Raw genomic sequence first — 13,886 nt, forward strand, 5'->3', positions numbered from 1 at the left:
ATCACCATTTACTTTTTTATTTTTGCCACAAACCTTTCTACTCTCTTTAAAGCTTCCACTATATTATCAACGGAATAAGCATAGCACGCTCTGATAAAACCATTTCCAGAGTCACCGAATGCAGTACCGGGTACAATTGCTACTTTTTCTTCCGAAAGCAATCTCTCACAAAATTCTTCCGAACTAAGACCGGTTGATTTGATACAAGGAAATACATAGAAAGCACCTAACGGTTCAAAGCACTCCAAACCTACTTTTCTAAAACCGTCAACCATTACTCTTCTTCTCCTGTTGTATTCACGAGTCATCATCTGTATATCGCTATCACCGTTTCTTAATGCTTCAATGGCCGCATATTGAGAAGTGGTAGGAGACGACATTATTGCAAATTGATGTATTTTATACATAGCCCCTATAAGGTCAGGATGGCCGCAAGCATATCCAAGCCTCCAGCCGGTCATAGCATAAGATTTGGAAAATCCATTTATTATAAGTGTCTTATCCTTCATCTCAGGGTAGCTGGCAATTGATACATGCTTTCCTTCATATGTCAGTTCTGAGTAAATCTCATCAGATAACACAACAATGTCTTTATCCTTAAGTACTTCAACAATCTTGTCGAGATCCTCTCTGGTCATAATTGCTCCCGTAGGATTATTGGGGTACGGAAGTATAAGTACTTTGGTCTTGGGGGTAATAGCTTTTTCAAGAATCTCAGGAGTAAGCCTGAACTGATCCTCAACCCTCAAGTTTATTATTACCGGGGTTGCACCTGTCAAAATAGTGCAGGGCTTATATGCTACAAAGCTTGGTTCCGGTATAATAACCTCATCTCCCGGTCCGACCAAAGACCTTAAAGCAATGTCAATTCCTTCGCTTCCTCCTACAGTGACAATAATCTGGTTTTTGGGATTGTATTCTACGCTAAATTTTCTTTTATAATATTTTGAAATTTCTGTTCTTAGCTCAATAAAACCCGAGTTGGGTGAATAATGGGTATGGCCTTTTTCCAAAGAGTATATTCCGGCTTCTCTAACACTCCAGGGCGTAACGAAATCCGGCTCACCTATACTAAGGGAAATTGCATCCTTCATTTCATTCACAAGATCAAAAAATTTTCTGATCCCTGAAGGAGGAATATTTTTTATAGTTGGGGTAATCATATCCGACATTTTCATAATATTATTGCCTCCCTGTCATCCTTGGTTTTTTCCTCAAATATCGTTCCCTTATCTTTATACTTTTTCAATACAAAATGTGTTGCTGTGCTTAAAACATATTCTAAAGGAGCCAGCTTCTCGGCAACAAACAGTGCAACTTCCTTCATTGTTTTCCCTTCGACAATTACAGTCAGATCAAAGCCTCCTGACATAAGGTAGCAGGCCTTAACCTGAGGATATCTGTATATTCTCTCCGCCACCTTGTCAAACCCCTCTCCTCTCTGGGGAGTTACCTTAAGCTCAATCAATGCTGTTACGCTCTCTTTCCCTGTTTTCTCCCAGTTGATCATTGCAGTGTATCCAGCGATTGTATTGTCTTCTTCATACTTCTTAATGCTCTCTCTTACTTCGTCAACAGTCTTCCCAAGCATAACCGCCATCTGCTCTTCTGTAAGTTTGCCATTGCTTTCTAATAGTTCTAAAATCTCTTCCATTCATCATCTCTCCTTTTATTTATTATCGTTATTATATATACCGAATTATAGTCTATATATTATTTGCACAAACACGCCGTCATACACTAAAATATCTTGGACATTAAAAAAACTCCTTCCCCAAAAAAGGGGCGAAGGAGTATTCCGCGGTACCACCCTAATTAGCATTTAAAATGCCATCTCAACCGGTACAAAATATACCGTTCCTCTATAACGCGAGGTTCCGTCATCTTCTAATGTCCGAAATGTTAATTTAACATATAACATCGGATTTCTCAAAGTGAATCTCAAGGGCTGCTTTCTATATAGTCCTTTGTTAGACTTCCACCATACGCTAACTCTCTTAAAATTGTCTATATATACTCTTCCCTGTCATTGATATATAACCTTATTAAGACTTTTAATATATATTGTATTATACGAAAACGAAATTAAAATTTCAACAATTTTTTAAGGCAAACAAAATCGCTTGTGATTTTGTTGTTAATTATCTTCTTCATCCTCATCATCAATAACTTCTGTAATCTGCTGTTCAAATTTCTTAAGCCTTTGTATAACTTCAGTCTTAAGACTCTTTAGTTCTCTTCTCACATCAACCAGTTTTTCTTTTTCACTTTCGATTGTCTGCTCCAACTTTTTCTTTTCTTCCAATGCTTCCTTTCGAGCTTCCTCAATAATAGTTTCTGCTTTTTCCTTAGCTATTATTATTGCGTCAGCTATCTTAACCCTGTCTTCATTAACCTGTCCCATTCTTCTCTCAAGGTCCTCATACTTGATACGAAGCTCCCTGTTTTGATTTTTAAGCATTGAAATTTCATTGTCCTTCTGTTTTAGTCTATCATCAAACTCCTTAAGCATTCTTTCAATATAGGCGTTTACGTCAGATTTTGCAAAACCACCTAAAAATGAACTTCCAAACCGTTTTTCCCCTGACATTTGTACTGCCTCCTCTATGTATAGTAGAATCGTATTTAAATAAAGTTATAGCTATGAAAGGTGTATGAGATTAGCCACTTTTCATAGTTCAGTATAAAATTGATTAAAATTCATTTCAGCTATCAATTTATATTTGATTCACCTATACATATTCAATACAAATTCGAAAAATCCTCTTTTTTATTCTAATTATATTAATTATTTATAAATTAATTATAAATTCTTATCTATAACCTCTTTAAACTCGTTCTTGGATCGGCTGCCTACAACTTTGTCAACAATTTCCCCGTTTTTAAACACTAATATGGTCGGAATACTCATAACTCTGTACTTTCTGGTCAATTCCCCTTCATTATCTACATTAACCTTGCAGACCTTTACCTTTCCATCATATTCATCAGCTAATGAATCAATTATTGGTCCTATGGTCATGCATGGCCCACACCATGAAGCCCAAAAATCAACCAATACCGGCATATCTGATTTCACAACCTCACTCTCAAAATTATCCTTACTAATTATTAACACCTTTTCACTAGCCATAGAAAATCCTCCATTCATTTAATAAAAACATTATAATAAATATTAATTATAATTATATTTTGTAAATTATATTACTTTTTACCCTAAGCCCTAAAAGCTAAACAAAAATGTTTTAAAAGCTGTCCACCATTAGTTTATTATTATCTGAATAAACTATATAATTATCCAGTATCTCAATAAATTCACCTTCATATTTAGTCTCCACACTATTTTTCAAGTTTATAACCACTTTATTCACTTTATCAATCATATAAACACCCCCGCCCTTTGTAACAAACAAATGGTTTTTATCACAAGGAGTTTTAAGGTTTATTTCATACCATTTGTCGTCTGATTCCTTATCCTGCTTACTGTATAGCAGTTTGGTTATTTTACCGCCGGAATCCTTATTTCCTACATAAAGGTTATCCTCAGCATCAACACCTATAAGAAACACTTTATCTTCGGTTGATATACGGCTTTTGCTTTTCCGCTTTCCATCCCACACCATTATCCTTCCGTTTCCTTCATCATAAAACAGCTTATCTGAAAGATTGGCTTCCTTAATGGTTGATGAGCTATCAAATATCATTATATAGCTTAAATTGTCCATAATATCATATTTATAAATCCTTGCCCTTGTGGAGCTTGTTTGTACTTTTACATAAACTACGTTGGTCAGAGGTGACAGTTCTATGTCTTTAACCTCACTGTTTTTTGCCAAACCCGATATTACGGGATAATCGTGTATAGTTCCTGTTTCAATATCTTTAGTAAGTACATTAATTTTACCTGCAGCATTGCTTACAGAATATATTATAATATTCCTGTCGGGCAACCACTTATAGTAGTTTATATCACCATTGGAGCCTTCTATGATATCTTCCGATTTTTTATTTTTCAGGTCGTATACATGTATCTTTCCGGATAATAACCATGCTGCATGATTACCGTCATAGGAAACCTTATGCAGAGATGTTCCATCTTCTATTTTCACGCTTTTCTTCTCATTTTCCTGTACTTCATCACTTACCTCATAGCTGGTGGCTTTTATCTCGTGCTCCTTTAACAAATAATCATAATTGAAATATGCAAGGACTGCTATTTGAAGCACTACTGAAAGAATAATCCATTTATAGACCCTTTTTAAAATTTTCACTTCTTTCCACCAGCCTTCCCGGGAACAACCATGAATACAGATGCAACAGCCCGTTCTCCCAAACCGTCGGAAGGTTTGTTAATAATTTTTCCATTAAAATACATGGTAGTCGAAGAGCCTCCATCGAGATTAACCGCATTTTTTGCACCATACTTCAAGAATATATCCTGAACATCGCGAAGAGTAGCTCCTACAGAACCAGCTCTTCTTCCGTCAATTACGAGAAGTATGACTGTGCCGTCGTCCCTTTGTCCTATAGCAGTCCTAGGTGCTATTCCCCAACCGCCGTCACCTCTTTTTATTGTATTCTGGCCGTTTACAACCAGGGGAGGTCCGAAGCTTACACCTTCCTTTACCCCATACTCATTTATAAGCTGATTTACAGAATGTTTGCCCACAATCAACATTTGATCGGTAAATGCAGCAGTGTCCTGCTTAGCAGTATTGCTTTTCTGATTAATAACTATTTTACCATCATGTATAATATATCCCATAGGTGCACCACCGGTGCCTGTCCATCCCACATCCATAAACCCACCTGCATTTATTGCAGCAATAGCCCCATTTCTTTTAGCAATGGAGCTGGTAGTCTCACCGGATTTTGGAAAGTTCTTTGAATAACCTACTTTAACTCTTGAAGGATCGTACACAAGCATAAGCTTTCCTATAAAACTTCCTCCATCTATATTATAAACTTCTATTTTGTCATCATGATTTGAGCCGAAATTTAGTTTCTGAATAACTCCACCATTATCCAGCGGGTCCTCGGCAAAGCTACTGGATACAATTCTATTGATGGCCTCATCGCTTAAAAAAAACTTGGCAATATACTGATGCGTAAAAGTATTCCATGACATCCCCGTTATTGTGCCCTTCACATTTTCAAAGGGCCCATAAAAAATCAATATGGGCAGTGTTACACTGGTAAATACTATCTCAAAAATCAAAAATATCAGTATATGGGTTAATATACGCCTCTTCTTACTCTTTTTAGCTGTAAGCTCACCACCAAAGTTCTGGTCATTTTTTAATCTAAACTTCCTCACTTGAGACTCCCTCCAAAATTGGTACATATGTCAATGAATTTTCTATATATTCACATTGTCTTATTTCAGAATTAATATCATGTTTTAAAAATTTGCATATATATAACTTTACAATCTACTATCTAAAATGTAAATATCCAAAGTTTTGTGAATTTTTTCAAATATTAGCCCCGCTGCAAACCACCAGGGAAAATAATCCAATCTTATTAAACCATCAATGGCATAAGGACCTTTATATATCCAAGGCTTAAGGTTTATAATATTTTCAAGTATAAAACCTGTAGCATATTCTATTCCCCATATGACAAAAACCCAAATTATTCCCCTGATAATCCACCTCCACCTACTTATTATATCATGAATGGGTTCAAGAAAAACCGCCAATCCGTATATAAAAAACATCCAAAGGTTAGTAAACCCGCTTAACCTCAAGTCTCCCACCATTAATGAATGCAATCCTGTCCATATAACTTCCGTATTCCATCCTATTAATCCATAAATAATGTATCTTTTTATCATACAATTATTTTTCTTAAATATCAAAATTTTTATTTGAGTAATATTTAGCTTTTCTAGATTTCATTAGTATATTAGATATTAAATTAGCATATTAACTAATAAAATATATATTTTTTAAAAAAAGTCTACCAAAATTCCCGAAATTATGATATTATATTTTATATGAATTCTTGATGTCTTTTTTAAGGCCTTTATATTTAAACAAAGTATTGCATGATACTTTAATATTGTGCTTTAAGGAAGCTAATAAAATGCTTTTCCAAATTGCTTCTTCATTATATGAAAAGTGAATAGTCTCTTGTATTTGTCAGAAAATTTACACTTTTCATATAGTTAATTGTTTAACTGTTTTTCATAATACGCTTTAAAATTAATATAATTAATCTGTGTCTAATGTTTCGTGATGGAATTTATTTAGCTGTTTTAATTTTAAATTTACGGTTTTTATTTTTATTACGGAAATCTTTTTGTAATATACTGCAAATAATGGATTTTACCCCCAAATACTAAACCTTGAACTAAATTTATTGATTTTTATATATTATGATATTATTAATTAAAAATTGGTAATAATAAATAATACGAAAATAAATGGAGGTTGCATATGTATCTTTTAGGAAAGATAAAAGTAACAGCTGTAATACCACAAAAGCTTAACAGGTTGAATGATATTGCATATAATCTATGGTGGTCATGGAACTCCGATGCAATAGACCTTTATAGAGAAATCGACCTGGCTCTTTGGGAAAAGCTAAATAAAAACCCTGTGAGGTTTTTGCAGGAAGTTAGCCAGAAAAAGTTGGAACAAAAGTTGAACGACTCTGACTATATGCAACGTTATGAGGAAGTTGTAGCAAGTTTTGATCGTTATATGAGTGAAAAAAATACTTGGTTCAATAAGAATTATCCTGATAAAAAGGATGATATGATTGCATATTTTTCAGCAGAGTATGGCTTAAATGAAGTATTGCCTATTTATTCAGGCGGTCTGGGTGTTTTGTCGGGCGATCATTGTAAATCTGCAAGTGATCTGGGAATACCATTTACCGCAATAGGACTTTTTTATAAGCAAGGCTACTTCAGTCAAAGAATCAACTACGACGGATGGCAGGAAACCAATTTTACCGACTTAAATGTTTCCCAACTGCCAATAACTCCTGCACTGGGTAAAAACGGAGAGAAAATATTCATAAATGTAGAACTGCCAGGAAGGGTAGTCTTTGCACAAATCTGGCAGGTTAAAGTTGGACGTGTCAGTATCTACTTTATGGATACCGATGTTGAACAAAACAACGCAAGCGATCGTTGGCTGACTTCCAGACTTTATGGCGGTGATCAGGAAACAAGAATTCAGCAGGAAATATTCCTGGGTATCGGCGGAATAAGAACTTTAGAAGCATTGGGCATCAAAGCTACAGTGTATCATATGAATGAAGGCCACTCGTCCTTTATGGGTCTTGAGCTTATGAGAAAGCTTATACAGGAAAGCAAGATTCCTTTCAGGCAGGCGAAGGAAATAGTATCATCTTCATCCATATTTACAACTCATACGCCGGTTCCTGCAGGTAATGACGTATTCCCAATCCAAATGATCGACAAGTATTTTAGTAATTTCTGGGGACTTTTGGGTATAAGCAGGCATGAATTCCTAGACCTTGGCCTTAGGGTAGGAGAGCATCAGAATTTTAACATGACGGTACTTGCTCTTAACCTGTCCGGAAGAAAAAATGGTGTAAGTGAATTGCACGGTGCTGTTTCAAGAAACATCTTCAACAATGTGTGGCCCGGGCTGCCTGAAGAGGATGTTCCTATCACACATATCACCAACGGAATACACACCTTGACCTGGCTTTCACCGAGCATTAAACATATATTTGATAAATATCTTGATGCCGATTGGAAAGAAAGGTTGTATGACAGATCTGTCTGGGATAAGGTTGATAACATTCCTAGTGATGAGTTATGGAAAACCCACAGCGTATTAAAAACCAAAATGATCGGTTATATACGCAGCAAGTTGAAGGAACAGAAAATTGCAAACGGTGAATCCGCAGAAAGCATAAAAGAAGTAGATTCTGTTCTGGATTCCAATGCACTTACAATAGGTTTTGCGAGAAGGTTTGCCACATATAAACGTGCAAATCTCATATTCAGAGATGTTGCAAGAATACTTAAAATGTTAAATAATCCGGAGATGCCTGTGCAGATAATATTTGCTGGTAAAGCTCATCCTGCTGACAGGCCTGCTCATGAAATTATTAAGAACATTAACGATATTGCAAAACAGGAAGGCTTTAAAGGAAAGGTCATTTTGCTTGAAAACTATAATATGACCCTTGCAAGAATAATGGTCCAGGGCGTAGATATTTGGCTCAATAACCCAAGACGTCCTTTAGAAGCCAGTGGAACCAGCGGACAGAAGGTTTGTATCAATGGTGCTATCAACTTCAGTATCCTTGATGGCTGGTGGTGCGAAGGTTATAACGGAAAAAACGGCTGGGCAATCGGCGATGACACATACTATGACAATGAATATAACCAGGATAACGCTGACAGTGAGTCAATCTACAGCATACTGGAAAATCAGATCATACCTACTTACTACCACCGTGATGAAAACGGCATACCGGTAAAATGGGTTGATGTAATGAAAGAATCCATAAAGTCATTAACTGCCCAGTACAGTACCCATAGAATGGTTCAGGAGTATAACAACAGATTCTATATACCTACAATGGAAAGGGTATCTAAAATTACGGCCAACAAGTTCAGTTTTGCAAAGGAATTGGCTGATTGGAAAGCAAATATTGAGAAAAACTGGTCACAGGTACAGATTATCTCCGATAAAACCATGAACCAGCTTAAAGAACAAAAAACAAAATCCGGCGATACCATTAAGATCAACACATCCGTTTATCTTGGCAGCATTGATCCTGAAATGGTAAAAGTAGAAATATACTACGGTGCTATAGGCAGAAACAATATGATTGAAAGTGCTGAAGTTATTGAAATGAAGCTTGATGAAAAACTTGAGTACGGCCTGTACAGGTATAGCTCAGACATTACTTTCACCGATGGTGGGGAGTATGGCTATACTTTCAGGGTTACTCCATACCACCCAGATCTAATAAACAAATTCGAAATGGGTTTGGTAAGATGGGTGCTTCAGTAAAACCTATGATCTTATTACAACTGGAGAATAAAAACAAAACGTTTTTATTCTCCAGCTGTTTTTTGGGCTATATAGCCTTTAAGCAATTCATATACCTTTAAAATTTCATCTGTCTTTGGCATTGAATTTATAATGGCTTCTAAATACCCCTTTTCCCTAACTTTTACAAGGGTATATTTGTAATTTATGTCATAAATCCATGAAAGCCTCAAAAGCTTCATGTCGTCAGACGACTTGACATCGCTGTATTTTATGTTTTGAAAATTCATAATGCTTTCCAGCACATTTCCGGATACCCCATAGATCTTTGCTGATTCTCCCACCTTTAAATGCTCATAGTTCTGGGGGTTTTGGTAGAAATCCGACAAAATACCCAATATATCAAGCTTGTCGGCGTCCCTAATAAGTCTTGCAAAAGTCAGAGCCTTTAAGTCTTCCATCTCCGGCAGGCTTAAAGCATTATGATTACGGATTGACATTATGACAACATCTCTTTCATAATTGGTAAGCTTATTTAATATATGTGTCTCATTAAGAACTTTTATGCCCAGCTCGGAATGATTCTCCGATCTGACGTCTGAAAAAGTTCTATATTTTGTAAATTGCTCAAACCTTCCAATGTCATGAAATAAGGCAATGGTATTTGCCAGGGCACGGTCTGATTCATCAAGTCCCAGATCTTTACCAATAGAGATAATATTTGAACATACCCTCTTTGTATGCTCTTCTTTTAACTTCAGATTAAAATTTATTTCCTCATCATCAGAATAAAATCCTATTACATAATTTGTAAAAAAATTGTCCATTGATTCAAATAATCTTCTATCCATCGTCTTCCTCCGTTTATAGTAATTCCTCTTGTAATATTTTAGCACTACAAATATAATAATATTATTCGAATTTAATAATCTTACATTTTGGACTGGGATCTGTCAAAATTATTTATTTATCACTAATAATATATATCATCTTTTTAAGGAGGGTTTTATTTATGAAGCAAAAAATAACTATTCAAGATTTAAATTCCCTTACTCCAGAACAAAAGCAAAATCTCAATTCCCTGTGGAAGCCAGAAAAATTTGACCACGCTGTAGCATCCATTTGCAAGGATATTATTAACGAGGTATATGAGGATTATGAATTTGTCATAGGGGATATTAAAATATATAGTGGTTATAAGATCTTACTTTATGATATTTTAAGTACATCTGAAGAAGAGTTGGAAGATTCGGGATCAGAAGAAGCTTCCATAAACTCAGATAGTGATTGTTCCTCACCAAAAGGCACTGAGGATAATAATTTTGACGAAGATGGAGCTGATGAAGACCAGGGTTTCGAGTCTTCAGATGAAATGGGTTTAGATTTTTACCGGCCTATTTCTTTTATTAAGGATGAGTGCCTGCCACTCCTCACTATCGGACAAATGATTGAAATTCTACGCAAAAATAGCCCTACAATCGGACAATTTTACTTGTTTGCCGATGCAGGTGATAACTTCTGTGAAATAGGCAACAGATCACATTCAAATGACTATGGATTTGATTTGGAAAGCAACGAGCTTTGTGATGTCTTATGGGAACTGATAAAGAGTACACTATAGGACATAAACAAAATCTCAGAGGGATTTTGCTTAGACATTAAAAATTTTACCGCTGTCAAAATGTGCTTAACCCAATACATTTTAGCAGCGGTAAAACTGATAATTAATTGGTTATACCCTCTATCTGACCGACGATATAACTATATGAGCCGTTTATACTGCTGTTCTTACCTGTAATAGTAGCACTCTCAATCTTATACTTGCCAAGTGCCAGGTCTTTAAGGGTTCCCATATATGATACAAGTACATCTCCGGCATCAATGCTCGTTTTCATGTTCTTGTTCAGTGTCTTTATAAGTCCGGGCAATTTTGTTATATTTCCCAGTGTCATTTTCTGATTTAGAAATGCTTTTATAAATGCAATCTGGTTTCTTTTTCTTTCTAGATCCCCCAGGCTCCTAAACACTTTGTTTTCATCATATCCCTGCCGATATCTGACAAAACCTTCTGCTTGACCCCCATTGAGGTGCTGACGTCCCTTCTTTAGATGAATGGATAAGCCCTGAAAAGGATCATCATAATTCATTTCATATGGCACATCAATATCTACGCCTCCGAACAAATCCACTATTTGTCTGAATCCCTCGGTGTTAACCTTTATGTAATCATTAATCTCTATTCTAAATACTTCTTTTACAATATCTGCCAAAAAGTTTATTGAGCTTGCAGTAAACTTTCCTTCGTATTTCATTTTGATTCCTATATTGTATGCAGCATTGATTTTGTAAAAAGAAGGGTCTTTAGACCTCCCCACCGTTTCTAGGTAATGGACTACCTTTTTGTTATAATTCACATACATGTCTCTGGGTATCATAATTATCTTGGCGGTTTTTCCTTCTTCATCCATGCTTAAAATGCCGATAGTATCATAAAGCCCCGCTACCTTATCCTCTCCAATTATTAAAATGTTTCTGCTTCCATCAGCAACGAGGGTATCGGTGTAAGACTGCCCTTCTGTAACTCCAGGAATGGAGTTATAGTCTATTACTTCCGGAGTAGAAACTGAAGTTGGAGTCGGAATAGATGTTGGTGTAGGCAATGAGGTAGGTGTATTGGTTATAGCAATAGGAGTTTCTTTTACATCTTTATCTACCAATATGGAATTTAATATTACGAAATAAGCAATAATTCCGCAGATAACTCCAATTATTGAAAATATTATTTCACCCGTATATTTTTTCATATGTGTGGCTTCCTTTTAAACATTAGTATATTACATATTCTATCATATTTCAGGCATAAATAGTGATTGAAGATTGGGAGGAAAAATACGGATTGTTATTATATATTTTGCAGGAAGCAATTTACGTTGTTCGCGGAACTTTGCTGCTTTGGCAGCGGTATGTATATAGAAATGTGTACTGTTGCATGAACAATTAAAGGAGAGTTTGCACTCTCCCTTTTATTAAGCTAATTATTAATATCTATTGCCGCCATAGCCGCCTGAATTTCCTCTTCCGTTACCAAACCCGCCGCGTTGTGATTTTTTAGCTTTCCTGCATGTTGGACATCTTTGCGGTTCATTTTGAAACCCTTTTTCTTTGTAGAAGGTTTGCTCACCCTCGGAAAAAATAAAGTCTGCACCGCAATCTTTGCATGATAATGTTTTGTCGGCCATTAAAAATACCTCCTTAACTATTTGGGATTTAACTAGATTCTTACCATGGTCTCTCCGGAAAATTAAGGAGGGAAAATGATCGAATGGGAATTAAATCACAATTAAATTAGTGTTGTTTACTATTAATATTATACTACAATCTTTAAAAGTATTCAATGCATATTTTCCCAGTTATGTTTAATTTTACTGGCAAATATGGTAATATTATACTTAATCAATACCTATAAATTCAAGTTTGGAAATTATATTGTATATACCTTAAAAATTATATATTATTATAATAGTATATACAAATCAATTGGCACTACTGTTAATCGGGCAACTTCGGTTGCAAAATCGCAAGCGATTTTGTCTCTGATATAGCGATGATGCAAGCATACTGCCAATTTAAGGAGGTAAAAAATGAACTATAGGGATTTTGGAAATACCGGTGTTAAAATTTCAACATTGGGATTTGGTGCAATGAGACTTCCCCAGAAGAACATCGGAGGAAAAGAAGTGTTTGATGAAGAGGAAAGTATTAGAATAATTCACCGGGCATTTGATCTAGGCGTCAATTATATTGATACAGCACCATATTATTGTGACGGAGAAAGCGAAACTATCGTAGGAAAAGCACTGAAGGGATGGAGGGATAAAGTCTACCTTTCAACCAAGAATCCGATAGAAGATGCATCGGGCGATCACTTTTTGGAAAGATTAGAAAAGTCACTTAAGAAGCTGGGTGTTGATTATATTGACTTCTATCATATGTGGGGTATTGACCTTAAATGTTTCAATGAAAAAATTAATGTTAAAGACGGAGCGTTGAGTGGTGCCCTTAAGGCCAAGGAGCAAGGGCTCATTAAGCATATATCATTTTCGTTTCACGATAAAGCCGAAAATCTCCCCAAATTGATAGATACAGGGGTATTTGAGACAGTTCTCTGCCAATACAACCTGATGGATAGAAGTAATGAGGAAGCTATGGCTAGAGCAAAGGAAAAGGGTCTTGGGGTTATTGTAATGGGACCTGTAGGAGGAGGCAGGCTTGGGGCTCCTTCTGAAACAATCAGAAGCTTGCTTCCAGGCAAGATTAAAACTAGTGCAGAAATAGCTCTCAGGTTTGTTCTTTCAAACCCCAATGTCTCATGTGCACTTTCAGGAATGGGCACTATGGAAATGGTTGAAGAAAATTGCAGATTAGCCTCAATGGACTCTGAATTGAGTGCCAGTGAGATTGAAAATGTTAAAGCTGCAATGAGTGAAAATAGAAAATTGGAAGATCTCTATTGTACCGGGTGTAATTACTGCATGCCTTGCCCACACGAAGTAAATATACCTCTCAATTTTCAATTGATGAATTACCATAGGGTTTACGGAATAACCGATTATGCAAGGGATCAGTATAGTCAAATAGGTATGTTTGACTGGGTAAAGGGCAAAAAAGCTGAGGAATGTACAGAATGCGGTATTTGCGAAGACAAATGCCCTCAAAAGCTGGAAATAAGAAAACAGCTTAAAGAAACCGCGTCAATATTAGGCAAAAAAGCTTAGTCATGATCAAAAAACAACTTCCGCTATAAATTAGGCCCATGTGTTGACTCAACTCGTCAACACCCGCTCAAAAAGCGGAAGTAATTTTTCATTCATGCCTTAGTAAAATAAATATATAAGGAGA

13 protein-coding genes and 1 other annotated feature are annotated in these 13,886 nt (G+C 35.9%); of the genes, 3 read left to right on the forward strand and 10 right to left on the reverse strand.

Going from position 1 to position 13,886, the window contains the following annotated elements:
• Positions 1-8: 8 nt before the first annotated feature.
• From VIO64_RS06670 to VIO64_RS06700, 7 genes are all read right to left on the reverse strand, one after another.
• Positions 9-1,178, reverse strand: coding sequence for a pyridoxal phosphate-dependent aminotransferase (locus VIO64_RS06670; RefSeq protein WP_331916426.1), 1,170 nt, complete (start codon positions 1,176-1,178; stop codon positions 9-11).
• The gene (locus VIO64_RS06675) at positions 1,175-1,654 is read right to left on the reverse strand and encodes an Lrp/AsnC family transcriptional regulator (protein WP_331916428.1); all 480 of its coding nucleotides are present in this window, start codon (positions 1,652-1,654) and stop codon (positions 1,175-1,177) included. Before VIO64_RS06675 ends, VIO64_RS06670 begins: the two co-directional genes overlap by 4 nt.
• A gap of 124 nt (positions 1,655-1,778) precedes the next feature.
• Positions 1,779-2,039 (reverse strand) — a binding site (T-box leader).
• Positions 2,040-2,137: 98 nt separating this feature from the next.
• Entirely contained in the window at positions 2,138-2,590 is a 453-nt protein-coding gene (locus VIO64_RS06680) for a hypothetical protein (RefSeq protein ID WP_331916430.1), read from the reverse strand.
• A gap of 213 nt (positions 2,591-2,803) precedes the next feature.
• A complete protein-coding gene (gene trxA, locus VIO64_RS06685) occupies positions 2,804-3,133 on the reverse strand; it encodes a thioredoxin (protein WP_331916432.1) in 330 nt (109 codons plus the stop codon).
• A 112-nt stretch (positions 3,134-3,245) separates the two neighbouring features.
• Positions 3,246-4,271 carry a hypothetical protein gene (locus tag VIO64_RS06690; RefSeq protein ID WP_331916434.1) on the reverse strand — a complete coding sequence of 342 codons (1,026 nt, stop codon included), beginning with the start codon at positions 4,269-4,271 and terminating at the stop codon, positions 3,246-3,248.
• Positions 4,268-5,317, reverse strand: coding sequence for a phosphodiester glycosidase family protein (locus VIO64_RS06695; RefSeq protein ID WP_331916436.1), 1,050 nt, complete (start codon positions 5,315-5,317; stop codon positions 4,268-4,270). Before VIO64_RS06695 ends, VIO64_RS06690 begins: the two co-directional genes overlap by 4 nt.
• A gap of 108 nt (positions 5,318-5,425) precedes the next feature.
• Positions 5,426-5,836 carry a putative ABC transporter permease gene (locus tag VIO64_RS06700; RefSeq protein WP_331916438.1) on the reverse strand — a complete coding sequence of 137 codons (411 nt, stop codon included), beginning with the start codon at positions 5,834-5,836 and terminating at the stop codon, positions 5,426-5,428.
• Between the two features lie 604 nt (positions 5,837-6,440).
• Between VIO64_RS06700 and glgP the strand changes: the two genes are divergently transcribed.
• Positions 6,441-9,008: an alpha-glucan family phosphorylase gene (gene glgP / locus VIO64_RS06705; protein ID WP_331916440.1), complete on the forward strand. Its 2,568-nt coding sequence runs from the start codon at positions 6,441-6,443 to the stop codon at positions 9,006-9,008.
• A gap of 44 nt (positions 9,009-9,052) precedes the next feature.
• On the opposite strand, the gene VIO64_RS06710 is transcribed toward glgP, so the two are convergent.
• Positions 9,053-9,838, reverse strand: a complete 786-nt coding sequence (locus tag VIO64_RS06710; protein ID WP_331916442.1) for an HD domain-containing protein — start codon at positions 9,836-9,838, stop codon at positions 9,053-9,055.
• A 161-nt stretch (positions 9,839-9,999) separates the two neighbouring features.
• Here VIO64_RS06710 and VIO64_RS06715 point away from each other — a divergent pair, with 161 nt between their 5' ends.
• Positions 10,000-10,608 (forward strand): hypothetical protein, encoded by a 609-nt coding sequence (locus tag VIO64_RS06715; RefSeq protein WP_331916444.1) that lies wholly within the window; start codon positions 10,000-10,002, stop codon positions 10,606-10,608.
• 103 nt (positions 10,609-10,711) lie between these two features.
• Here the strand turns inward: VIO64_RS06715 and VIO64_RS06720 are convergent, their stop codons facing one another.
• Both VIO64_RS06720 and VIO64_RS06725 read right to left on the reverse strand, forming a co-directional pair.
• Positions 10,712-11,791, reverse strand: a complete 1,080-nt coding sequence (locus tag VIO64_RS06720; RefSeq protein WP_331916446.1) for an LCP family protein — start codon at positions 11,789-11,791, stop codon at positions 10,712-10,714.
• Positions 11,792-12,025: 234 nt separating this feature from the next.
• Entirely contained in the window at positions 12,026-12,226 is a 201-nt protein-coding gene (locus VIO64_RS06725) for a zinc-ribbon domain-containing protein (RefSeq protein ID WP_331916448.1), read from the reverse strand.
• 402 nt (positions 12,227-12,628) lie between these two features.
• Here VIO64_RS06725 and VIO64_RS06730 point away from each other — a divergent pair, with 402 nt between their 5' ends.
• A complete protein-coding gene (locus VIO64_RS06730; protein ID WP_331916450.1) occupies positions 12,629-13,762 on the forward strand; it encodes an aldo/keto reductase in 1,134 nt (377 codons plus the stop codon).
• Positions 13,763-13,886 lie beyond the last annotated feature (124 nt).

Source organism: Pseudobacteroides sp., from assembly GCF_036567765.1.
Classification (GTDB): Bacteria; Bacillota; Clostridia; order Acetivibrionales; family DSM-2933; genus Pseudobacteroides.